The sequence below is a fragment of the Sphingobacterium ginsenosidimutans genome (genome assembly GCF_039536865.1).
Lineage (GTDB): Bacteria > Bacteroidota > Bacteroidia > Sphingobacteriales > Sphingobacteriaceae > Sphingobacterium > Sphingobacterium detergens.
In genome coordinates, this window is the sequence record NZ_BAAAZK010000010.1 from 217,393 (window position 1) to 239,117 (window position 21,725).

Sequence of the window (21,725 nt, forward strand, 5' to 3'; positions counted from 1 at the left end):
GGCATATAGTTGAGTATTGAGATACTAAAATAACCAGTTTTCAATTAATTTTTTTCCATTTGTTGTCAGTACGGATTCCGGATGGAACTGCATGCCTCGTACATCATACTCCGTATGTGTCAGTGCCATGATGATGCCATTCTCATCTACGGCTGTCACTTTAAGTGTGCTTGGCAATGTTTCTTTGTTTACAGCCCATGAATGGTAGCGTCCTATTTTGGAATCTTTCGGGAAGTCCTGAAATAGCTTTTCGGATTCATCAGTAACGATAATGCTGGTTGCAACTCCATGCAGCGGTTTTTCCATATTGAATAGTGTGCCGCCAAATACTTCGGCGATTGCCTGTTGCCCCAGGCAGATGCCCAATATACTTTTGTGCGGAGCATAGGTGCGGATCACGTCAAGCAATAGACCCGCTTCTTCCGGAATACCGGGACCTGGAGAAAGAAGTATTTTATCGAATGCTTCCAGCTCTTCCAGTTTGAATTTATCATTTCTCAATACCACATAGTCCTGTCCCAACTCCTGTAGCAAATGAACCAAATTATAGGTGAATGAATCGTAATTGTCAATGACGACGATTTTATTGTTGCTCATAGCCTCTTGTTGTATAGTCCTGATTAAAGTAATTATCTATTTCCTGAAATATCGCTTGAACAAATTCCATTGGCAGGTCGAATTTCTTTGCCAGTGTCGCCTGGTTACTGCTGATATTTTTAATAATATGCTGCCCGGCATCGGTATGATCATCCAATACTTTTGCCTTATTGAGATAGGTCTTCCGCAAAGCCAGCAATTCAACGATGCGGTTGTCGATGGTGTCTATCGAAACATTGATATGTTGTGTATTGACACAGTATTCTAATGGTCTGATCATAACGTTTCTGCTAATTGTAATGCTTTTCGCAAAGCAGCTATTTTATTGTTGACTTCCTGAAGTTCCATTTCAGGGTCAGAGTCCAATACAATTCCACCACCAGCTTGATAGTGCAATGTGTTTTGTTTACTGAGGAATGAACGAATCATGATGGCATGATTGAAATCGCCATTGAAACCCATAAAGCCAATCGCTCCGGAGTAGAACGAACGTTGCAATCCCTCGTAGCGGTCAATGAGTGTCAATGCCATGTGTTTTGGAGCCCCAGAGAGCGTCCCGGCAGGGTAGGTGTCGCCTACAATGTCGAATGGATTGATATTATCTTTTAATACCCCTGTTACTTTTGATACCAAATGGATGATATGGGAGTAATATTGTGGTTCCATATAGGATTCTACTTTAACATGTGTACAGTGTCTGCTCAGATCATTACGGGCAAGGTCTACCAACATCACATGCTCGGAGGTTTCTTTCGGATCCTGTTTTAGTCTAGAAGCAATTTTTTGGTCTTCCTCCATGTTTCCGGTTCTTTTGAATGTTCCGGCAATCGGGAAGATCGTAGCCTGTTTGCCATGGATGCGCAATTGTGCCTCAGGCGATGAACCGAAGAGTTTAAAGTCACCATAATCAAAATAGAATAGGTAAGGCGAGGGGTTAATGGAACGTAATGCACGGTAGACATTAAATTCATCACCTGAGAATGGTGTCCGGAAGCCTCGGGATGGAACAATTTGAAAGACATCCCCACGTTGGATATGTTCTTTCATCTTTTTCACCAATTGGCGATGTTCTTCATCGGTACGGTTGGAACTTTCCTCTCCGGCCAATTTGAACGTATACTCTGGGAAGTTTTTGTTTTGAATTAGGAATTGCATGCGTTCCAATTCTGATTCTTCATCTTCCAAAAGATGTTCGAAGATATAAAGCTGATTGCGGAAATGGTCGATGGCAATCACATACTTATAGACATGGTACTGCATAAACGGTATTTTCCGTGCCGGATCGACAGGTGTCGTCAGTTTGATATCCTCAAAATGTTCGATGCAATCAAATGTAAAGTAGCCAAATAGACCATTGGAGATTAGGTTCAGTTCGGCTATCGTAGAATCTTCAAAAGAATTCCTGAAATCGGATACCTCCTGACGTAATTCTATTTCTTGTGCATTTTTTACAATTCGTTCTTTTCCAGGATAGGTTAATGTTAACTCTCGCTCATCGAGTTGAATCCCTGCAATGGGCTGGCAACAGATATAGCTGATATTGTTGTCACGGCTATGGTAGTCGGAGCTTTCCAATAAGAGTGAATTTGGAAAGATATCCCTTAATCGAAGATAAATACTCACCGGTGTTGTTGTGTCGGCAAGCAACTTTCTGCTCTGTGTTTTGAATTTATACTTCATTTTATTCTTTTTCTTCGTTATGATAAATTTTATACAAAAAAACCCGATACTGGTTAGCATCGGGTTTGGAATTTCCACAAATGGTTTTGGTTGATTATGAAATATTATGACAATACCAATTGATTCCCGATGCTTATTGCTTCAGGCCACCACCAATTTGTATTTGTATATCTTCGTGTCATTATTACACAAATTTATAAAAAAAAATAAATAACCAAACTTTTTGTGATAAAAAAACAAAAAATCCCCTTATTTCTTAATCATTTAATAAATCAGGGCGTCGTTCTTGTGTTCTTTTTAGCTGTTGTTCGTCCTTCCATGCAGCAATTTTCGCTTCATGTCCACTGAGTAAAATATCGGGCACTTTGTGCCCTTTCCACTCTGCAGGGCGTGTATAGATCGGTGCATCCAACAATCCGTCCTGAAAAGAATCTGAAAGCGCAGAGGTTTCGTCCGATAAAACTCCGGGGATCAAGCGGATGATCGCGTCTGTAACAATTGCCGCTGGAAGTTCACCTCCGGACAGCACATAATCACCTATAGAGATTTCCTTTGTCACATATATATCTCTGATGCGTTGGTCTATACCTTTGTAGTGACCACAGAGAATCATCATGTTACCTTTTGTCGAGAGTCCGTTTGCAATATCCTGATTGAAGGTTTCTCCATCGGGAGTCATATAGATGATTTCATCGTATTTCCGTTCGGCCTGCAATTGTTCAATACACTTAGCGAAGGGTTCGATCTGTAGCACCATGCCGGAGCCGCCGCCATAGGGGTAATCGTCCACACTTTTGTGCTTATTTGTTGAGTAATCTCTTAAATTGTGTACATATATCTCCGCGAGGCCTTTATTCTTTGCACGTTGCAAAATAGAGTGTGCAAATGGACTTCCCAAAAGGTCTGGTAGGACCGTAATAATATCAAAACGCATGGCGCAAAGATACACAAAAATGATCCATTGTATATTTATAAGATTGATTCGCTTATCTTTGTGGCAAATTTAAGTGTACATACAGTGATTGACGTAAATAATATTTCTGTTTCCTTTGGGGGAACGACTCTTTTTTCGGATGTATCTTTCTCGATCAATGAGAATGATAAGATTGCATTGATGGGTAAGAATGGTGCTGGTAAATCTACCTTGTTGAAAATTATAGCTGGAGTGGGTAAACCTACCACAGGTAATGTGGCGGGGCCAAAAGATGCCGTCATTGCTTATCTACCGCAACATTTACTGACGCAGGATCATGTGACGGTCTTTGAAGAGACCTCGAAGGCTTTTGAAGAGGTCTATGGTATGCGGGATGAATTGGAGCAGCTGAACGAGCAATTGAATATCCGTACAGATTACGAATCGGATGATTATATGCAATTGATCGAGCGGGTGTCGGAACTGAGCGAGAAGTTTTATTCGATCGAAGAGGTCAATTACGATGCAGAAGTAGAAAAGGTATTGAAGGGGCTTGGTTTCGAGCGTTCTGACTTTACCAGACAGACGTCGGAGTTTTCTGGGGGATGGCGTATGCGTATCGAGCTTGCCAAAATACTCTTGAAGAAGCCAGATCTGATTTTGTTGGATGAGCCAACCAACCACATGGATATCGAGAGTATCCAATGGCTGGAGGATTTCCTTGTCAATTCTGCCAAGGCAGTTATTGTTATTTCACACGATAGAGCCTTTGTCGATAATATCACGAACCGTACCATCGAGGTGACGATGGGCCGTATTTATGATTATAGAGCCAAGTATAGCCATTATTTGGAGTTGCGTCAGGAAAGACGTCAGCATCAATTGAAAGCTTATGAGGAGCAACAACGTTTTATTGCTGACAATCAGGAATTCATTGATCGTTTCAGAGGTACTTACTCGAAGACGCTACAGGTGCAGTCGCGAGTGAAGATGTTGGAAAAGCTGGAGGTTATCGAAATTGACGAAGTAGATACTTCGGCGCTGCGCCTGAAATTTCCACCTTCACCTCGGTCGGGTCAATACCCTGTCATTGTGGAGGATCTTACCAAGGCTTATGATGAGCATGTGGTATTCCATAAAGCCAATATGGTGATTGAACGTGGCGAAAAAGTTGCCTTTGTCGGTAAAAATGGAGAGGGTAAATCGACCATGATCAAAGCGATTATGGGTGAAATAGATTTTGAAGGTACATTGAAGGTAGGGCATAATGCCAAGATCGGTTACTTTGCCCAAAATCAGGCGGCATTGCTTGATGGTGAATTGACTGTTTTTGATACAATCGATCAAATTGCAATAGGTGATGTGCGTGTTAAAATGAAAGATCTCTTGGGTGCTTTTATGTTTAGTGGTGATGACACGACGAAAAAGGTGAAGGTATTATCTGGTGGAGAGCGAACTCGTCTGGCCATGATAAAACTTCTTTTGGAGCCAGTGAATGTGTTGATTCTCGATGAGCCTACCAACCATTTGGACATGAAGACCAAAGATATTATCAAAGATGCCTTAAAGGATTTTGATGGTACATTGATCCTTGTTTCTCACGACCGTGACTTTTTGGATGGCTTAGCAGAAAAAGTATTTGAATTTGGAAATAAGCGTGTCCGTGAGCATTTTGAGGATATCAAAGGATTCCTGGAATATAAGAAAATGAGCAGTTTGAAGGATATTGAGCGATAGCATCTAGATCAATGGAATGTAAATGTATGCTGTAAGTCTATCTCATATAATCATACGCTACAAGTTTTTGTTCAAATCCTGATATTTGCAGCACAGAAATTAGAAACTGTAAACGAAGCCTGCTTAGCTCAACTGGTAGAGCAACTGACTTGTAATCAGTAGTAGGTCATTGGTTCATCCCGACAGGAGGGCTCAGTTATAAAAAGCGGCTTTATACAAAAAGCCGCTTTTTTGCGTTTTAAACGAAGATTAAATCGCATCTTCAAGCTTTTGTCCCTTAATCCCAAAGCGTGTGAAAGATACCTTCCTGATCAATACGTTCATAGGTATGTGCGCCAAAGTAGTCTCGTTGTGCTTGTAAATATTTGCAGGTAATTTTTCCGATTGGTAGGCATCAAAATAAGAGAGTGCGTTTACATATCCTGGTACGGGTATCCCGTTTGCGATAGCATATTTCAATACCTCGCGAAACCGTTGTCGGCGATGTATGAGGCGCTTTTCTCACTTCAATTACTTCGCTGGTATTGAGTCTTTTGTTGTAAACCAACAGATAATCCGTATATTGAACTCTCCTAAACATCAATTTTATTTATGATCATTGGATTAGACATTGGGACATCATCTGCGAAAGCTGTTGCATTTGACTACGAAGGTAACATCTTGTCGCAGCATAGTATACCTTATCCCATATTAAATCCGTTGGAAGGCTGGTATGAGCAAGATCCGGAGGTTGTTTATGGCGCATGTATTGAGTCTATTGCACATGTAATGATTGGCTTAAAGCAATCTAGTGCCGAGATACCGAAACCCGTATGTATTTCAGTAAGCAGTGCTATGCACGGACTGATCGCTGTTGACTCGGCGGGCAAGCCACTTAGCAATTGCATGATATGGGCAGATCGTAGAAGCGAGGATATTGCGGTTGCCTTGCAGGCAACTGAGGCGGGCAGGCTGTTGTACCAGCAGACGGGCACACCAATACATCCCATGTCTTTGCTTTGCAAATTAATGTGGATAAAGTCTAACGATCAAAAATTATTTGCTCAGTCGCACAAGTTTATCGGTATCAAAGAATTTCTTTTTTACAGGCTCTTTGGAGTTTATGTGGTCGATCATTCCATTGCATCTGCAACAGGGCTTTTCGACATACATCAGCTAACATGGTCTGAGCAGGCGTTAAGATTGACGGGCATATCGGAAGAGCAACTAGCATCACCAGTTCCGGTGGATTATGTTTTAAATATGCCTAACCGAGAAATTGTGGCCTTGATGCACATCCCTGAAGATACCCCTTTTGTTATAGGTGGTAGCGATGGTTGTTTGGCTAATCTCGGGGTAGGGGCTATAAGTCCTGGGGTGGCTTCGGTAACTGTTGGTACCAGTGGAGCTATTCGCGTAGCAAGTTCGCAGGCAAATCAAGAAAAAAAACAAAGGCTATTTACATACCTGCTGAGACCAAATGAATATATAATTGGTGGAGCGGTTAACAATGGCGGTGTATTACGCAACTGGTTTCGGGATAATTTTTTGCAAGAATTTAATCAAGAGGAAGCGGATGGAGATCCTTCCGCGTTGTTAAATGCTTTGGTCGACTCCGTCGTTCCCGGGGCGGAGGGCTTGATATTCTTGCCCTATCTAACTGGTGAACGGGCACCACATTGGAATTCCAATGCAAAAGGCGTTTATTTTGGAATACAGTTGCATCATGGCAGGGCGCACTTTGCACGGGCCATGATGGAAGGGATGTTGTTTGCAATTTACAGTGTAGGAATCGCATTAGAGGAGAACACCGGCCCCATTCATACGATATTTGCAAGTGGTGGCTTAGCGCGTTCATCGTTGTGGGTGCAAATGCTTGCAGACATTTTCAATAAACCTGTATTCACCAAAAATACGGTAGAAAGCTCTGCATGGGGAGCAGCATTGATAGGTTTGGAAGCACTGGGTATACAGAGGGGTAATCCTACCATAAAAAACAAGCAAGCGGAGGGAACACAAGATACCGAGCGCTATTACAAACCGAGTGCGGAGAATCACGCCGTATATATGAAGAACTTCCGGAAATTTGAACACCTGTACCACATATTGGAAGGTGAGTTTTAACTAGTTATAAATTATTATGCCTCTAATCATCGTTATTTTGGGAGTAGCTTTACTACTTCTTTTGGTCACTGTCGTCAGGCTAAACACAATCTTTTCATTACTGATAACTTCTGTTGCGGTCGGTTTTGCTATGAATATGAACGCCATGGATATCCTTAAATCTGTTGAAACCGGAGTGAGCAGTACCATGGGCCAGTTGGCACTTTTGTTGGCTTTCGGGTCTTTACTGGGGAAGTTGATGGCAGAGGGGGGTGCTGCAGAAAAGATTACAACGGTACTCACGGCTGTATTTGGCAGAAAGAACTTACCTTGGGCAATGGTTCTGACGGGCTTTTTAGTAGGAATTCCCTTATTTTACAATGTCGGTTTTATCGTCTTGGTACCGTTTGTCTTCATGATATGTGCTTCCAATAAAATGCCCTTGCTTTCCGTAGCTATTCCATTGTTGGCAGCGCTGTCCGTGACGCACGGTTATTTGCCACCACATCCGGGAGCTACGGCCATAGCGCTTGCCTACAAAGCGGACATAGGTTTGACAATGGTCTATGGCGTTGTTGTGGCGATTCCTGCTATAATTATCGGTGGACCACTCTTTGGCAGGATGCTTAAGCGTATTCCGACCAACCCACCGGCCGAGTTTTTTCCTGAACACAATCAAGCAGATAGGGAAGAGCTTCCCGGATTTGCAATTAGTATATTCACTGGGCTGTTTCCAATAGTTTTAATTGCTGTTGGTTCATTTTCACATCTACTATTCCCAGAAGGCTCCGCTTGGCTGACGGCACTACGTTTCTTGGGTGATCCGGTGGTGGCTTTAATGATTGCATCGCTAATGGCAATGTACACGATGGGTATCCGCCAAGGTAAAAGTTTGCGGGAGCAGTCAGCAAGTGTGGAAGAAGCAATCCGCGGGATAATGATGATCCTTTTTATCATTGCAGCATCAGGCGCCTTCAAGCAAATTTTGGTAGATAGTGGTGTAGCGAACTACATCGCTGACTTAACCGCAGACCTTAGTTTGTCGCCTCTTGTGCTTGCATGGTTAATAGCCGGTATCATTCGCCTGGTTATCGGTTCGGCTAGTGTTGCTGGGCTCACGGCAGCGGGCATTATGCTTCCCATTGTGCAGGCGGGAGATGTTACTCCCGAATTAATGGTGCTAGCGACGGGAGCGGGTAGTCTCATGTTCTCACACGTCAACGATCCGGGGTTTTGGATGTTTAAATCTTATTTTGGAGTGAGCATGAAGGATACGTTTCGCTCATGGACGGTGATGGAAACGCTCGTTTCTGTTATTGGATTGATCGGTGTCTTAATTTTACACTGGCTTGGTCATTGATAGCGATAAACAGGCCCGCGTACTGTGGCTGTAGCTCAACAAAACGATTATATAAAGTAATTGCTAGGATACATTAATAGGACGGAAAGTCTCAAACGAATATTGAATTATACAGGCCCATAATCGGTTGATTATGGGCTTTTTTTTGATGGAAACCTTTGTTTGATTTTTTTTTCTTAATATCGTGACAATGAACCAAATTTTGTTGTTTGAGTTATTCTAAAAAATATGCATAGATCACATCAACTCTATATCTTCCTTTTATTTTGGCTAAGCTGCTGTTTAAGTGCTGTTCCGGTATTGGCACAGTATACTGTCGATAATGTACCTAGTCCGAAATTACAGGGACAAGATTACTTCGTGTCCAATCCCGATGGGATCTTGTCATCGGGTACCGTCGCTGAATTGGATGGTTTATCCACACAGATCGAAGCAGCTACCAAAAGTGAGTATGCCATTGTATTGGTCAATGACTATGTCGGTGACAGCGATTTTGAATTTGCACTTAAACTATTTAATACCTGGGGTATCGGCAAGAAGGGGAGTAACAATGGTCTATTATTGTTTATTGCCAAAGATCGGCGGGAATATCGTTTTATTACGGGGTATGGGATGGAAAGTACCTTGCCTGATGCCTATTTAAAGCGGATCGGTGAGAAGTATCTGGTGCCTAATTTTCGAAATGGAAATTATGACCAAGGAGTTCTTGAGGCTTCACAGTTTATCAAAACCATTCTAACTTCTCCTGATAGCAAGGCTGAATTGGAGCGCTTGATGCCTGAGGCAACTCCGATCTGGAGCTTCAGCAGTCCTATCCTGCGAAATTCACTTTTGGTGCTGGCTTTATTTGCGATCTGTTATATCTGGCTGGGTGAGGTGACCCGCGCGATAAAGGGACAGTTGACTAAGAAAAGTAAGTATTTTCCACCACTGGTCAGCGGCTGCGGTTGTATGGGGATGTTGATGTTTGCCAGTGTATTTATATGTGCTTTTGCATTGAACAACTTTGAAGTCGTTTATCAATGGAAGAACCTTCCTTACTTTATTTTTATATTTGGCAGTATTACATTGGCGATGAAATATAATGCGAGCCGTACGCAGATTGTCAATTCTTATCGCGATGAGGAGAATATCCAGCAAGCCTTGCGTAAATTTCGCATTTGGGGACTTGTTCCTTTGTTGCTAAGTCCTTTGGCGCTGTTTGATCTTTTTGGAATAAATAAGCGGATTCGAAGGAATGAACTACGATTGACCCCTCCAGATGGTTCAGGGCGTTGGTTACGGATGAATAAGGATGATGTATCTATCCGAGAAAGTGCTTACTTGGATCAGGGACAACTCATGGAGGAGAAAATTGGTAGCCGATCTTATGAGATTTGGGTAGATCAGACAAGCAATGAAACCAAGTTGGTTCCCTGGGATGAAAACGCAGGGTACATTGATTGTCCTCAATGTCATTACCGTACGTTTGAAACGGGACTTACACATACGATCCGATCGGCAACATACAGTTCGCAGGGCTTGGAGGAACGTTTTGATAAATGTAAGAACTGTGGGCATCGCGTATCTCATGGCGAGCATACTATACCTGTTAAAGTACGGTCTTCATCGAGAAGCTCTGGTGGCGGTGGATCAAGTAGTAGCGGCGGCGGAAGTTTTGGCGGCGGTTCTTCAGGTGGTGGAGGCGCAGGTGGGCGATGGTAGTTCGTGATTTAGGGGCAAAAAAAAAGGTTTTCAATCGGGGAGAATGAAAACCTTAAATAACCAATTATAAACCTAAATTATGATGGCACAAATATAGTGTATTTCTTACACTATCAAAAATTTTTTTTAAAAAAAATAAAAAAAGTAAGCTATATAGCGCATATATGATTTCTGTTTATAAATTAAAACCAAAGTTTCAGCAGTTATTGATGCCGATTCTGACTTTGTTGCATCGGAAAAAGGTAACAGCCAATCAGATTACTATTGGCTCGATCGTTTTGTCTTTGGTTATTGCAGTGTCGTTTTGGTACGCTGACCGGATGCCAATTTTGTTCTTGGCATTACCGATCGGTTTATTATTGCGGATGGCCTTCAATGCATTGGATGGCATGATGGCCCGTCTTTTCAATCAGACAAGTAAAAAAGGGGAAGTCTTGAATGAGGTAGGCGATATTGTCTCCGATGTCCTGATCTTTTTCCCCTTGCTGAAATTTCATCCCGAGAGTTTATATCTGGTGATATGCTTTATTATTTTGAGTGTCATCAATGAATTCTGTGGTCTGATTGGAAAAGTTGTGGCCAATGATCGTCGGTATGATGGGCCCATGGGTAAAAGTGACCGTGCATTGTTGCTCGGCGTATATGGTATTTTGAGCTTGTTACAGATCTCGATAACGACTATTTCAGTCTATATTTTTGCTGTGTTATGTTTGTTATTGGTCTTGAGTTCGATAACGCGATTGAGAAAGGCATTGGTGGTACATGAGTGAAGTATCCAATCCGAAGGACAAATTTGCTGACGTACCTGTACGGGTCAGAAGCTGGGGGTACATTGTACTGGTACTGGCGGTTGCTTTCGTTCCGCAAACAATAGCATTGCTGTTTGTTTCCTGGCTGACGTTTCAGGGGATGCGCGAATTTATGAAGATGTTTGTGCCCAATTTTAGTTTTGCGTTGCCTTTTGCTATTGTAGCTGGTCTATTGCAGCTGATCCTTTTAATCTACTGTTCATATAGCGCCTATCTATGTTGGGCGACACTATTGTGCATAGGGGTTGGGCTGTTTTTCCGGTTGGGACAGAAAACAGCGATGGACGCTGCTATCGGAATGACCTTTGGAGCGGCTGCCTGTCTGCTTGCATTCAGCCAACTGGCCTTTATCCGGGCAGTACAAATCAATCAGGATGAGCTGATGGGATTACGGCTTGTGGCCTATATCATCGTTTTAACGGAACTGAATGATGTATTCCAATATCTAATGGGTAAATTCTTTGGTAAACGAAAGATCGTTCCGCGTATCAGCCCAAACAAAACTGTTGCCGGATGTATCGGTGGTATCGGGCTGACGGTAATTTTGAGTAATATCTTGGGCTATCTGTTATTGCCATTTGGGGATTTTATCTGCTTTTCGTTGCTTGGTCTGCTCTTTGGTACTTTAGGATTTTGTGGTGATGTGCTTTTCTCCTTTTTGAAACGTAAGACGGGAGTCAAGGATACGGGTACATTAATCCCCGGACATGGTGGATTACTGGATCGGATAGATAGCTTGGTGTTTAATGCACCTGTTTTCTATGGTTTGATTTGTTTGATAGAAATGACGAATTTGTAAGTAAAAGCAGAATCTCATAGCTAATATATCGCGAAATGAATTATCAACGGGCAGTTTTATTTTCAGGAGGTGGTACTCGTTTTGGCATGTACTTGGGAATGTATGCCGCGTTGGAGGAACTGGGGTTGAAACCGGATCTACTGATTGCCGCCTGCGGTGGATCATTGGCTGCTGCGATTATTCAGGCTTTTGCAACGGATGCAGAGCGGAAATCTTATCTCCAATCCGAAGAGTTTTATCGCTTCTTCTGTGGACATCGGCTTACGGAACAACGTCATCTGGGTAAACTGGGGTGGTATGTGCTAAAAAAGGAGTGGGATAAACGATCTGCTCCTTATCTGGAAGATGTCTTTGATCGTTATCTGGTCAATATGGAACATGATCTTTCGCCTTTATTACCGACTTTGAACCGCCCATTTTCGGAAGAAATACCGTCGATTATTATTGGTTCGAAAATGCTTTTTGACCGTTCGGAAGTTGGGGAGAGACGTGGCGAACGTAAGCTTTATCAGAAAATCCTGATGGGGAATACAAATGCACTATCGAACGTAAATCTGGATAGCATTCAAATTCAAGGTGAAAATTATGGACAAAGTGCTGTTGCCCCAACGATAGCGATAAATTCAGCGGTGACATTGTTGGAGGCTGTTCGTATTTCCATGTCCGATATGTTTTATATTGAGCCGATACAGCGGAATGGGGAATATTATGCCGGTGGAGCCATTGATCTGGTCCCTGTAGAGTTGGCGCAGTCTTTGGCCGCAGAAGTTATCTGTGAGCGGAAGCAGTCGTATAAATTGCAGGAAGAGGGATTGGTAAGAGCGGTATTGGGCTTTAGCGGAAACCAACGCTTGCAGGATATTGATCAGCAATTTCGAGGGATCGGATGGATCGATACGGCTGATGCTGCGGAACAGTTAGCAGGAAACTATTGTAAAAAAGGCATCGATTGGCGTAGATTTGAAATAACATTGTCCCTACCGGCAAGTTTGGATGAATTTGCAACCGCTATGGAAGCACAGTGGAATTATGGATATGGGAAGACGCTGGAACTGCGTATGGCGTAGTACACGATGTATCGGAGTAATGGTCGTTGGAAGTGTATATGGTTTAATACGGGATCTATTGGAGAATTTAGACTGCATACACCGAAGGTTTATTTGTTTGACAAGATAGCCCGATCAAGCGGGTAATATAATTGCTATTTTTTTATAAAATGAAGGTATTTATCGCAGGCGGAACAAGCGGAATAGGTTTGGCACTAGCACAATGCTACCTCCAACAGGGGGCTGAAGTTGCTGTATGTGGTCGAGACATTTCAAAGTTGACCAATCAGCCAGCATACGATGCGCTCATCAAGTTTGAGGTAGATGTATGTAATCGGGATGCTTTGGCTGATGTCGTTGATTCTTTCTGTAATCATGTGGCATTGGATCTTTTTATCAATTGTACAGGCAGTTATGCCGATGATGTGGCACAGCGCATCAGTTATGAAGAGGCAAGTGCGATGCTCCGAGTCAATATGCTGGGTACTCTGAACTGTTTTGAAGTCGCCAGCGAAGTCATGCGTGGACAATCAAAGGGGCAGATCGCAACAATAGCATCCGTCTCGGGAACTTTAGACTTTCCGAATTCTAGTTTGTACAGCAAAACAAAGCGAGCCGCAATCCAAGTGGCTGACGCTTATCGGAGGGCATTGCTTCCGTATGGGATTACAGTGACAGTCATAGCACCGGGGTATGTGGATACAACTAAGCTCCGTCAACTTAATCAGCAAGATCTCTCCAAAAAGCCCTTTTTGATCAGCTTAGACGATGCCGCACAACGCATCTTAAAAGCGATACAGCAAAAGAAAGAAATCGTGATTTTTCCGAAGCGTATGAAATGGCTGATGGGATTTTTAGGCCTGCTCCCTCATGTATTATTAAGTAAAATCATGTTTAGGAAAGCCAAATGGATGAAAAACGATTAAAGAAAGTAGGCGGGCAGCTCCTTGTTGTCATCTATTGCCTGTTACTTTTTCAACTTACCTATCCTTATACAGCAGCCTACGCCTCCAGTTTAGCTGCGGTACCTTCTTTTGTATTTGCTTTTGAACAGTACATCCCATTCATTCCATGGATGATTCTGCCCTATATGAGCAGTGGGCTGTTTTTTTGCCTTGTGCCATTTTATTGCGGACAAAAGAGCGAGCTCCAGTGCTATGCAAAGCGATTTACGTTTGTCACCCTGATTGCGGCATTGTGCTTTCTCCTTTTTCCGTTGCGGTTTTCTTTTGACAGACCGTCGGTTGAAAATCCTCTGTTTACCATTTTCTTTTCCTTCTTAAAGGAATATGATTCGCCTTTTAATCAGGCACCCTCCCTGCATGTCGTTTATGCCTGTCTTTTTTGGTCGGTGCAGCGTTGGAAGTTCAACGGATGGAAGAAAATAATCTTGGGCATCTGGCTTCTGTTGATGGGCCTAGGGACATTGACGGTATATCAACACCATGTGATTGATCTATTGACAGCTTGCATATTGGTTCAGGTCAGTTTTATACTCTTTCCAAATAAGGAGTGGGGCAAAAATCAACAGCCAGCGAATACTTATTACCTCATCGGGTGGATATTCATGCTACTGGCACTGCTCTGCGAGGGATACGTATTGCCGCTGATTGTTTTTGCTTGGATTGCCTTAGTCTGCTTTGCGGTTGGTTACAATTACCTGCGCAGTAATACGGGGTTTTTAAAGGATCATCGGGGTCGAATACCACTGATAAAGAAAGTATTTTACGCCCCTTACCAATTTGCGTACCGGTTGATGTGGCGTTTTTTTAGAAAGAAAAATAATCCGCCACTGATGGAATTACTACCCCGCTGTTATGTGGGGCCAAGGTTGGACGCTTCGGAACTTATAGCCTTGGGCTTGGATCGCAATCTGGTTGTTTTTGACCTCGCAGCTGAGCTGGAGGAAGTAAAACTCTTGGGTGCCATAGAAAAGTATCATTCTTTCCCTTTGCTGGATATTGCGGAGATCAATGTGCATGATGCCTATGTGATCATAGACGCAATGGTATCCGCTTATCGTACATTGGATGAACATGAAAATATGATCATTCATTGTACAATGGGTTATAGTAGGAGCATGATTTTTGCTGTTCTGATGATTCAGAAATTATTATCTTTAGATTTAAATAAAGCTATTGATCGAGTGAAGTCGGTCAATAGGCATATGGTGTTACAGGATCATGCGATCCAGTTGATGAAAATTATCGTCGCGGACAGATCCTAATCAAAAAGGGTGGCTTGGTCTTTGTTTTTAACCGCCATATCTGAATAGATACTAAAATTACATACGCCATTGTATTGATGGAATAAATTATAAAAAGATGAAATCAGGTTATTTTAAGAGTTTCGATCAAGGGGAACTGCTATATCGTGTTTGGAATTATCAAAAGGGACAAAAGGCTTTAGTTGTATTGCACCGTGGGCATGAACATTCAGAACGCCTGCAGGAGATGGCTACCGATCCACAGTTTGCCGATTATTCCATCTTTGCATTTGATCTGCGTGGACATGGTCATACCAAAGTGCCGGTATCACCAGTTTTCATGGATAATGTGCGCGATCTAGACAGTTTTGTGGCCTATATCCATGCCGAATATGCGGTTGATACGAAGGATGTCTTTGTCATCGCCAATAGTATTGCTGGGATCATTGTGAGTGCTTGGGTACATGATTTTGCTCCTCCGATCGCAGGTATGGCTTTATTGGCTCCTGCCTTTGAAATTAAACTGTATGTACCACTGGCCAACCAGATGATTGCGCTTGGAACCAAGCTGAAAAAAGATCTTGTTATCCAAAGCTATGTCAAGGCGAAGGTACTGACCCATGATATTGAGCAACAACAGGCTTATGATGCCGATCCCCTAATCTCAAAATCCATTAACGGCGCTTTATTGGTCGACCTATTGAAAGCTGGTGTGCGTATCGTAGACGATGCAGCCGCAATCGATATTCCCGTCATTGTGCTATCTGCTGAAAAGGACTATGTGGTTAAAAACTCGGTGCAAAAGCAATTCTTCGTGACCATCGCTTCCAAGCTAAAGACATTTATTACCCTACGCAATTTTTATCATGGTATCCTGTTTGAATCCAACAGACAGAAAGTCTATACCTATTTAAAAGATTTTATTACGAAAGCCTATGCAAGGCAAAAGCCTGAACAGGGGCTGGAGCCTGACGAGTTTTCGGTGAAAGAATATGAGAAATTGTATCATAAGGTGATGCCTGCGGCTGAGAAGCTTAACTATGCTTTTCAGAAATGGACTTTAGGCAAGATCGGATCATTGAGTCATGGTATGAACTTAGGGCTTCAGTTTGGTTTTGATTCGGGAATTTCATTGGATTACGTCTATCGCAATGAACCGAAAGGCAGGTTGGGGCTGGGTAAAGTCATCGATAAAGGGTACTTGGAAGCGATCGGCTGGAAAGGAATCCGTATACGCAAACAGCATCTATTACGTCTATTAGAAGAGAATATTGAGCAGGTCGAGTCTACAGGCCGGTCTGTGAAAATTCTGGATATCGCTGGCGGTACCGGAAATTATTTGTTTGACATCAAAGAAAAATATCCGGAAGTGGAGATCGTGATCAACGAGTTTATGTTGTCAAATATTGCAGTGGGAGAGAAAATCATCAAGAAGAAAGGGCTCCAAGGAATACGTTTCAGCAATTACGACTGTTTTGATCCGGAGACTTACAGCAAACTGGATTTTGAACCTAATATTGTGGTGATCTCTGGTATTTTCGAATTGTTTGGCAACAATGAAATGGCGAGCAGGGCGGTACATGGTGCGACTTCCATTTGTGAGGAAAATAGCCATCTGGTCTATACCGGACAGCCATGGCATCCACAATTGAAAATGATCGCTTATGTGCTGAACAGTCATCAGAAGAAAGACTGGGTCATGCGTCGACGTTCGCAGAAAGAACTGGATCGGATTATGGCTTACAATGGAGTGATCAAAGAGCGGATGCTTATTGACGATTACGGAATATTTACCGTTTCTTCGGGAGCTGTAAAGTAGGGTAATTCCGCTTCGAAAGGACTGTAGATACCATCGTTGCTAAATCATTTGATAAATTATTTTTCTCCATTGGTCTATCCGAACCAATGGAGAAAAATTAAGTTTATGGTTTTAATTCTTATACTCCCGGATCGCTTGAATAATACCCTCCAGATTTTCATTGAAGTCGAGTAGCTGACCGAATACTTTATCGTCTTTGGCCAGTCCACCATGTTTATTGTTCTTGCGGAAGATTTCCTTGATGGTTTCCCAACGTTCCTGTTCAACAGGGTTTAGCAGCTCGGCTAACTCTTTTAGTTTTAAAAGGTTGCTTTCAGTATCTGCTGTCAGTGTCTGCGATTCGCTCTCATAGTGCGCGAGAAGAACCTGATCAATTTCCTGTTCATTCATCATCGGTACCACCTGCGCCACCAGTTTGCTCATATTCCGATAGGATCCCTGCATTTTGAATGGCGGTTCGGTGCGGTAATTATCCTGCATCGCAGCACTCTGAATATAATTCTGATTCACTTTGATCACGACATTCCTGATTTTCAGTACATGTCGCAGCACCGCGATAAAATCATCAATATCCTGTTTCAGGTAGTTGCCCTCTAAATCGGGCAATTGATCCATAACAGACTGCGCATAATTGACTAGGGCATAAAAGTCATTAAATGATTTGCTTGCAATCTTTTCGAGGTAGCTGTTTTCAATCGCCGCATTTTCAATCAAACTGAGGTTGAATAATGCTTCGGTGTCACCGATCACATCACCGAGATTGTACACGTCGGCACGGTTGGCAAGCATGTCGGGAATCTGAAACTTAGAACCGCTCTCTGTATATGGGTTTCCGGCCATCACGATGCAGAAGCGCTTGCCACGGAGGTCATAGGTCTTGCTCTCGCCCTCAAAAATACCATCAATCTTACGTTGACCATCGGCAAGGGAAATGAACTTCTGTAAAAACTCTGGATTTAAGTGCTGGATATCGTCCAGATACAGCATGACATTGTCAGCCATCTCAAATGCAAGATTGATCTTTTTCAGTTCTTCCCGTTCTCCGGATGTTTTCGCTTCAATCGGATCAATGGATGTAATCGAATGACCAATGGTCGGGCCATTGATTTTGACGAAATGTAAGCCCATCGTTTTGGCAAGATATTCCATTAAGGTGGTCTTACCATAGCCCGGAGGCGAGATCAATAGCAGCATTCCCATACGGGCTGTACGCTTGTTGTCGCCTGCGGCTCCCAGCTGTTTGGCGAGGTTATTTCCGATCAATGGGAAGTAAACTTCGTTGATCAGCTTATTACGGACAAAGGAGGTCAGTACTTTGGGCTCAAACTCACCGATCTTTAGTTCTTTGGCATATGACTTCGCAAGCTGCTCTTTCAATGTGGAGAAAGCCACAAAACGAGGTACATTATACTCACTGAATTGCGCCAGACGTGCTAAAAACGCATGATATTGGATATGCTCCTCTCCATTGTTCAGGATCGCATGATTGCCTTTTAATCCGCTGATGTGCGCCTGGTCTTTTGCGATTATCAGGTGATACGCATGGGTCGGATAAAGCAACATGATCGCTGCTTCCTCAATATACTTGCGTAGTGTAAGATATTCCGGATGCTCATCCACAAAGGAGTTGAGCCAATTTAAAGTCAGGTAAAAGCGATCTACCAAGCTAAACTGTTCGTTCTGAATATCCGCTTCAAATAGCTTGTAACTTTTCTTGGATTCCAGCAATCGAATAAAAGCCTTTTTCAGTTCATCGGATTGTTCACTGACGACAAAGGTATTGTAGCTTGTAAACGTCTGAAAAAGGTAAGTCGCCAGGTCACGGCCATGAATGGTGGAGCGATCCAAATGTGTCTCCCATGCATTGAATAACTTGGTCAGTTCATCAATGACAGACTGGTAACGATTTGAATTTGGAAACGTTTTTAATATCGTGTACGTCGAGTGTATCAGTGCCAGCTGCTTTTTCCGTTGATCATCCAAAAGGGATTGCCAAAATAGTTGAGCCATCGTACGCAATAGGGGATCATAGCGAAGCAGATCCAATTTAGTATCCAACTGTTTGACCGTATCATAGATCAACAGTGCATCCACATTGTGAACTCCTTTGACATAGCCTTCCGAATAACTTTGCTCCACAGTCTGTGTGATAAATAATGCGGCATCAAAATCTTGTTCTCCTTTTGAAGCAACGAAAGCTTTGTATGCAAGGTATTCTGCACGATAGACTTCCTTATTTTCAGAGACAAGTTCCTGATCCCAGATGTCCTGAAAACTGTTGATTTCCTCGGCCTGCACCTTTTGATAGAAACTTGTCCCAGTCAGGTGGAAATACAGTTCATCATTTCTGCGCAGCAAGGTAAGGCTGAGGGATTGACTATTGACTGCAAACTTATGCTTGCCCAATGCAATGATATTTTCGCCATCAACAAAGAGATCATTTTTATCGCGTAAAACCCGTAAGGCATCTTCCTGTGATTTCTTTAATAGATTTTCAAGGTTTTCTGCTTTTGAGACATCCTGCAGTGTTTTTAGCTCCTGTACCAACTGTCTGATCTTGTCGATCATAAGATCCGAAGCAAAGAAGCTGAGGATCTCTTCCCGTGTTGCAAATGTCTTGGATTTGTTCTCAATATTCTTTAATACACGAAGACCGATCTGTTCGAGCGAGGATGTACGCTTGTTGATCTGTTCAACGATTTGTTCTCTGCGGGAATTAAAGGCCTTGATAACCTCATCACGTTTGTCCGCGATCTTCAGGGCAAAATCTTCAAATTCAGAAAATTTACTTTCAAGTTCCTCCAGCTGAACGATGACTTTTGTGTAATATTCGTCTACCTTTTCGGTTGTCGTTGACAGTTCGAGGTAGTTGGTCACGGATTGCTCCAACAGAGTCAGCTGTGCTGAGAACTCCGCTATCGCTTCCGTGCTCTTCAATGAATTGAGTTTTCGCGTAAGCTGTGAGCGCACTTCATTTAAGGAGGAGAAAATAACCGAAATCTTCTCAATGATTTTGGTTGTCTGTGTGGAGTCGTCAATTTTTAGACTATTGAGGATATCAATCAATAGTTCCAGTTCGCTTGAAATGGCTGAATTGGCTTCCTCAATTGCTTTGGCATCGTAGACCTTCACCATGGCCTCCACATTTTTCTTCTGCTGTTCCACCTTTTGTTCGTAAGGAAGCAGGGCCTCGTCACGTAGGAGAAAAGCAATGGTTTTTTCGGCCAGTTCGGAGGTGATGCTCTGCAATTTTTCCAACAGACTATCTATCCTGACCGTATCAATATATTTTACATTTTTAAGGTCGATGATTTCACCCTGAAGGCGACGGGAGTCGGCCAATTGATGGACGAGCTGATCGAGTTTGTCCACAACGGTACTATTGATGGAGAAGGTGAGTTCTTCCATCTTCTTTTCTGCTGCTATATTTAATTCTGCGGCATGTTTGCGTTGCGCCTGTACTTTGACGAACTCATCAATAGCGGTATTGGCGACTTCCTTGATCTGTGTTAATGGCTGGCCAAGATTTGATAAAGCATCATCTTTTATCCAAAAATAGGAATCCAATAAAACCGTGGATTTTTTGAGGATATCTTCGTATAAACCTTCGTAGCTGTCCTCTTTGTTGATCAGTTGTATGACCTCCTGTGCCTCGGCCATCGCCTGCACGATCTGTTTATTGCCTACTTTATAAAGGGGATCATCTTTCTTCTGCTCATTTTCTTTGAGCATGGCCATATAAGGTGTTTCCCAGATCTGCACCTGATGATGTCTGGTGGCTTCCGCCTCGGTGCGGAAATAAATTAAGCTACCATCTTTGAACAGGGTAAATCCGTTGCAGATAATCGGGGTCTCGACATGCTGCTGGATGATGTTATAGGACAGTAGGATATAGGTATTGGTTTCCTCCTGACAGAATATATACAGAAAATCTTCACCATTGGGGGAGGCTATCCTACGCAGGAACGATACATGTTCAAACTGGGCGTCAAAAACCTTGTGTGTACCATTTTGTAAATAGTATCCATTGGAAAAAATAATCCCTTGATTGTCCGGTAATAATATTGCTGATTCATTCAGTGATTTGAGGTTGACGACTTCCTTTGTCCGTTGGTTATAGACAAAGGCCCTGAAATCTTCCTGATAAGGCTTGATGCGTACCGCAATAAGGTTGCCGAGATCTGCGTAGTAATAATCGGCATCGTCCAATTGTTGGTCTGCATTGACCACTTTTTCGGAATAGATCCCTTTGCCACTGTCTGTATTGTTTTCGATCTTGAAGGTGATGTCGCCATTGATCGCCTCAATAAAAATCTTATCCATAATGGATATATGGGGATATTTTCCCAGTCTACGATCATCGAGCGTTGTTTTTGTCCAGTCAAATTCAAATTGGTTGGGCAATTTGGCTTCATGAATGCTGCGGTCATCCTGATACTGGAGCTTACCATCTTTGATTAACCATTTGAATGCTTTGAGGTCAGCAGGATTTTTGCTGGTCTGAAAGATCATGTACAAATAGTTCTCCGTCCTACGAAATTTGGAGAATATGGAGTCCCTATAGTATTTATATAGATTTTGATAATCTGAGATGAAATTTTGATCGTTGATCAGGTCGAGGGACTGCGGAATAAATTGATTATTCTCAAATGCATAAACACTGAAAACATCTTCCAGCTTGATCTCGGTACGCAGTCCAAAATGCACGTTATACCCAAAAATACATTGATTATCCAAGGCCAGAATGCCGCGGGCAACACAGTTGTTTTCTGTGGTGATCCGTTGATTGGCTTTGAGGACAAAACTCGTCGAATTGAAGACTTCTTTACGGGCTTCATTCAACTGTTGGAGCTTGGTCGCTAGTTCTTCTTTTTGTGTAAGAAGACGCTTTCGGATAATCTCATATGCACCTTGATCAAGGCTATCGTTCTGATTTATTACGTTTTCTTCTGGCATAAGTTCCGCTAGTTCTT

At 42.6% G+C, this 21,725-nt stretch carries 15 protein-coding genes, 1 tRNA gene and 1 pseudogene; 11 read left to right on the forward strand and 6 right to left on the reverse strand.

Going from position 1 to position 21,725, the window contains the following annotated elements:
• Positions 1-24: 24 nt before the first annotated feature.
• From ABFX33_RS25850 to trmD, 4 genes are all read right to left on the reverse strand, one after another.
• Positions 25-597, reverse strand: a complete 573-nt coding sequence (locus ABFX33_RS25850; RefSeq protein ID WP_120261798.1) for an anthranilate synthase component II — start codon at positions 595-597, stop codon at positions 25-27.
• Positions 584-877, reverse strand: a complete 294-nt coding sequence (locus tag ABFX33_RS25855) for a chorismate mutase (protein WP_257094738.1) — start codon at positions 875-877, stop codon at positions 584-586. Before ABFX33_RS25855 ends, ABFX33_RS25850 begins: the two co-directional genes overlap by 14 nt.
• Positions 874-2,277, reverse strand: coding sequence for an anthranilate synthase component I family protein (locus ABFX33_RS25860; RefSeq protein WP_346089178.1), 1,404 nt, complete (start codon positions 2,275-2,277; stop codon positions 874-876). Before ABFX33_RS25860 ends, ABFX33_RS25855 begins: the two co-directional genes overlap by 4 nt.
• 256 nt (positions 2,278-2,533) lie before the next feature.
• On the reverse strand, positions 2,534-3,211 hold the full coding sequence (gene trmD, locus ABFX33_RS25865; RefSeq protein ID WP_257094736.1) for a tRNA (guanosine(37)-N1)-methyltransferase TrmD: 678 nt from the start codon (positions 3,209-3,211) through the stop codon (positions 2,534-2,536).
• A gap of 84 nt (positions 3,212-3,295) precedes the next feature.
• Between trmD and ABFX33_RS25870 the strand changes: the two genes are divergently transcribed.
• Positions 3,296-4,927, forward strand: a complete 1,632-nt coding sequence (locus ABFX33_RS25870; protein ID WP_104385401.1) for an ABC-F family ATP-binding cassette domain-containing protein — start codon at positions 3,296-3,298, stop codon at positions 4,925-4,927.
• A gap of 117 nt (positions 4,928-5,044) precedes the next feature.
• Positions 5,045-5,120, forward strand: a tRNA-Thr gene (locus ABFX33_RS25875).
• Positions 5,121-5,204: 84 nt separating this feature from the next.
• Here the strand turns inward: ABFX33_RS25875 and ABFX33_RS26785 are convergent.
• Positions 5,205-5,416: pseudogene (locus ABFX33_RS26785) on the reverse strand (hypothetical protein).
• 102 nt (positions 5,417-5,518) lie between these two features.
• Here ABFX33_RS26785 and ABFX33_RS25890 point away from each other — a divergent pair.
• The 9 genes from ABFX33_RS25890 (at position 5,519) to ABFX33_RS25930 (ending at position 16,752) form a co-directional block, all read left to right on the forward strand.
• Positions 5,519-7,030 (forward strand): gluconokinase, encoded by a 1,512-nt coding sequence (locus ABFX33_RS25890; RefSeq protein WP_346089180.1) that lies wholly within the window; start codon positions 5,519-5,521, stop codon positions 7,028-7,030.
• Between the two features lie 16 nt (positions 7,031-7,046).
• The gene (locus ABFX33_RS25895; RefSeq protein WP_346089182.1) at positions 7,047-8,369 is read left to right on the forward strand and encodes a gluconate:H+ symporter; all 1,323 of its coding nucleotides are present in this window, start codon (positions 7,047-7,049) and stop codon (positions 8,367-8,369) included.
• 228 nt (positions 8,370-8,597) lie between these two features.
• Entirely contained in the window at positions 8,598-10,073 is a 1,476-nt protein-coding gene (locus ABFX33_RS25900) for a TPM domain-containing protein (RefSeq protein ID WP_346089184.1), read from the forward strand.
• Between the two features lie 164 nt (positions 10,074-10,237).
• Positions 10,238-10,843 carry a CDP-alcohol phosphatidyltransferase family protein gene (locus ABFX33_RS25905; RefSeq protein WP_120261789.1) on the forward strand — a complete coding sequence of 202 codons (606 nt, stop codon included), beginning with the start codon at positions 10,238-10,240 and terminating at the stop codon, positions 10,841-10,843.
• A complete protein-coding gene (locus tag ABFX33_RS25910) occupies positions 10,836-11,681 on the forward strand; it encodes a phosphatidate cytidylyltransferase (RefSeq protein WP_120261788.1) in 846 nt (281 codons plus the stop codon). The genes ABFX33_RS25905 and ABFX33_RS25910 overlap by 8 nt, the downstream gene beginning before the upstream one ends.
• Before the next feature lie 35 nt (positions 11,682-11,716).
• Positions 11,717-12,748, forward strand: a complete 1,032-nt coding sequence (locus ABFX33_RS25915) for a patatin-like phospholipase family protein (RefSeq protein WP_346089186.1) — start codon at positions 11,717-11,719, stop codon at positions 12,746-12,748.
• A gap of 149 nt (positions 12,749-12,897) precedes the next feature.
• Positions 12,898-13,653 (forward strand): SDR family NAD(P)-dependent oxidoreductase, encoded by a 756-nt coding sequence (locus tag ABFX33_RS25920; RefSeq protein ID WP_346089187.1) that lies wholly within the window; start codon positions 12,898-12,900, stop codon positions 13,651-13,653.
• Positions 13,635-14,954, forward strand: a complete 1,320-nt coding sequence (locus ABFX33_RS25925; RefSeq protein ID WP_346089188.1) for a phosphatase PAP2 family protein — start codon at positions 13,635-13,637, stop codon at positions 14,952-14,954. The genes ABFX33_RS25920 and ABFX33_RS25925 overlap by 19 nt, the downstream gene beginning before the upstream one ends.
• A gap of 97 nt (positions 14,955-15,051) precedes the next feature.
• Positions 15,052-16,752, forward strand: a complete 1,701-nt coding sequence (locus tag ABFX33_RS25930; RefSeq protein WP_346089190.1) for a bifunctional alpha/beta hydrolase/class I SAM-dependent methyltransferase — start codon at positions 15,052-15,054, stop codon at positions 16,750-16,752.
• Positions 16,753-16,863: 111 nt separating this feature from the next.
• On the opposite strand, the gene ABFX33_RS25935 is transcribed toward ABFX33_RS25930, so the two are convergent.
• The gene (locus tag ABFX33_RS25935) at positions 16,864-21,708 is read right to left on the reverse strand and encodes a DNA repair ATPase (protein ID WP_346089192.1); all 4,845 of its coding nucleotides are present in this window, start codon (positions 21,706-21,708) and stop codon (positions 16,864-16,866) included.
• Positions 21,709-21,725: the final 17 nt, after the last annotated feature.

Bases quoted from the DNA above. Each gene is read 5' to 3' on its own strand.
- ABFX33_RS25860 (WP_346089178.1), bottom strand. From the start codon at position 2,277: ATGAAGTATAAATTCAAAACACAGAGCAGAAAGTTGCTTGCCGACACA.
- ABFX33_RS25855 (WP_257094738.1), bottom strand. From the start codon at position 877: ATGATCAGACCATTAGAATACTGTGTCAATACACAACATATCAATGTT.
- ABFX33_RS25920 (WP_346089187.1), top strand. From the start codon at position 12,898: ATGAAGGTATTTATCGCAGGCGGAACAAGCGGAATAGGTTTGGCACTA.
- ABFX33_RS25890 (WP_346089180.1), top strand. From the start codon at position 5,519: ATGATCATTGGATTAGACATTGGGACATCATCTGCGAAAGCTGTTGCA.
- trmD (WP_257094736.1), bottom strand. From the start codon at position 3,211: ATGCGTTTTGATATTATTACGGTCCTACCAGACCTTTTGGGAAGTCCA.
- ABFX33_RS25910 (WP_120261788.1), top strand. From the start codon at position 10,836: ATGAGTGAAGTATCCAATCCGAAGGACAAATTTGCTGACGTACCTGTA.
- ABFX33_RS25915 (WP_346089186.1), top strand. From the start codon at position 11,717: ATGAATTATCAACGGGCAGTTTTATTTTCAGGAGGTGGTACTCGTTTT.
- ABFX33_RS25900 (WP_346089184.1), top strand. From the start codon at position 8,598: ATGCATAGATCACATCAACTCTATATCTTCCTTTTATTTTGGCTAAGC.
- ABFX33_RS25930 (WP_346089190.1), top strand. From the start codon at position 15,052: ATGAAATCAGGTTATTTTAAGAGTTTCGATCAAGGGGAACTGCTATAT.
- ABFX33_RS25905 (WP_120261789.1), top strand. From the start codon at position 10,238: ATGATTTCTGTTTATAAATTAAAACCAAAGTTTCAGCAGTTATTGATG.
- ABFX33_RS25895 (WP_346089182.1), top strand. From the start codon at position 7,047: ATGCCTCTAATCATCGTTATTTTGGGAGTAGCTTTACTACTTCTTTTG.
- ABFX33_RS25850 (WP_120261798.1), bottom strand. From the start codon at position 597: ATGAGCAACAATAAAATCGTCGTCATTGACAATTACGATTCATTCACC.
- ABFX33_RS25935 (WP_346089192.1), bottom strand. From the start codon at position 21,708: ATGCCAGAAGAAAACGTAATAAATCAGAACGATAGCCTTGATCAAGGT.
- ABFX33_RS25925 (WP_346089188.1), top strand. From the start codon at position 13,635: ATGGATGAAAAACGATTAAAGAAAGTAGGCGGGCAGCTCCTTGTTGTC.